This is a genomic window from Vibrio sp. Vb0598, from assembly GCF_033338935.1.
Classification (GTDB): domain Bacteria; phylum Pseudomonadota; class Gammaproteobacteria; order Enterobacterales; family Vibrionaceae; genus Vibrio; species Vibrio alginolyticus.
Genome location: NZ_JAWOTP010000101.1, coordinates 1 through 1,502, shown reverse-complemented (window position 1 = coordinate 1,502; position 1,502 = coordinate 1). Strand labels below are relative to the sequence as shown.

Annotated in this window: 2 protein-coding genes and 1 pseudogene; all 3 read left to right on the top strand. The window is 47.3% G+C overall.

From position 1 onward, the window contains the following. Nucleotides 1–516: YopR family T3SS polymerization control protein VscH (gene vscH / locus R7Q38_RS23235; RefSeq protein WP_318114441.1), on the top strand; the 516-nt coding region annotated here is incomplete at its 5' end. An 8-nt stretch (nt 517–524) separates the two neighbouring features. After that, on the top strand, nt 525–869 hold the full coding sequence (gene vscI, locus R7Q38_RS23230) for a SctI family type III secretion system inner rod subunit VscI (protein WP_318114439.1): 345 nt from the start codon (nt 525–527) through the stop codon (nt 867–869). Next, nucleotides 869–1,502: pseudogene (gene vscJ / locus R7Q38_RS23225) on the top strand (SctJ family type III secretion inner membrane ring lipoprotein Vsc); the annotation flags it as partial. The gene vscI and the pseudogene vscJ, both read left to right, overlap by 1 nt.

Here is a 1,502-nt window from a genome sequence, read left to right as displayed (position 1 = left end):
ACGGCCGAAGTTTCTCGCTCAGCTCCCAAAGACACGCTGACAAAAGTAGAAGAGAAACTCAACGCAATTAAAGATTGGTATGCGTTGATCAAGGAAGCAGAGACTGTCTCTAAACAAAGCGTGCTTTCTTCGTTAAAGGAGGTTTTTTCTGATCCTCAAACGCAAAAAGAAGCGCTGTGGTACGCCTTTCATCAGGCGAAAAGCGCCAAAGGAACGGATGATGCCGTTCCGGAATTATTGAGCGTTCTGAAACAAGAGTTGCTCGGAGATTTTGCAGGCCAGTTAATGGCTGAGCCGCCAACAGACAGAGCAGCATTAAAAGCGATGCTTGCGCAAAGCTTCCCACTTGGCGCTCAGAAAGAACAGGCGCTTTGGCATTGTTGGGCTGAGCTAAAGTCTTTGCCAGAGATGACATCAACAGTCGATTTAGTACGTGAAGAGCTGAGTTTTGTTATCCAAAAAAACGCGATGGTGAAGAACATCATGACTCACAGCCATAAGTTAGATTTGTCGTAGGAGTACACATGATCAATACACAGTACACCGAGGTGATGCAAACCAACCTTGAGAAGTTGCAAGATGCTCAAGTCGAAGACGGGCTGAGTGAGCGTTTTGAACAAGCCATGTCTATTCCGGAGGGGAACAACGGTTTAGAAGGCGGTTTGCTAGAAAACATCAGCGAACTAAAAAACACCAGCGACAACGCGAAAAGCAGTCTGCAAGACAGCATGAAAATGGTCGGTGACGATCCTGCGCAACTGTTGCAAATGCAGTGGGCGTTAACGCGAATCACGTTTCAAGAAGAGTTGATCGCGAAAACCGTGGGTAAAACCACACAGAATGTCGAAACGCTTTTGAAGGCGCAGTAATGATGAAGAATAAAATGCGCGCGCTTTGCCTTGTATTGGCGCTGTTTTTGGTGGGTTGCCAAACCGAGCTTTACACCAATGTGAGCCAAAAAGAAGGCAACGAAATGCTGTCGATCTTGTTATCGGAAGGCGTGGTGGCGACCAAAGAACCGGACAAAGACAACAAAGTAAAATTGATGGTCGATAGCTCGCAAATCGCGTTCGCCGTTGATGCATGAAAACGCAAAGGCTACCCACGAGAGCAGTTCTCGACGTTAAAAGAAGTGTTTCCAAAAGACGATTTAATCTCCTCGCCATTGGCGGAAAGAGCGCGTTTGGTTTACGCAAAATCGCAAGAGTTGTCATCAACGCTATCGCAAATTGATGGTGTGCTGGTGGCGCGAGTCCACGTGGTACTTGAAGATCAAGATCTTCGCCCAGGCGAGCGTCCGACTCCTGCTTCGGCATCGGTGTTTATTAAACATGCTGCCGATGTGGCATTGGACTCTTACGTGCCTCAAATCAAATTGTTGGTGAACAACAGTATTGAAGGGCTGAATTACGACCGCATTAGCGTCGTGATGGTGCCATCTTCGGAGGTGCGAGTGGCGACTCAAAGCAACCAATTTAAAAGCATTTTGTCGGTGCAAGTTA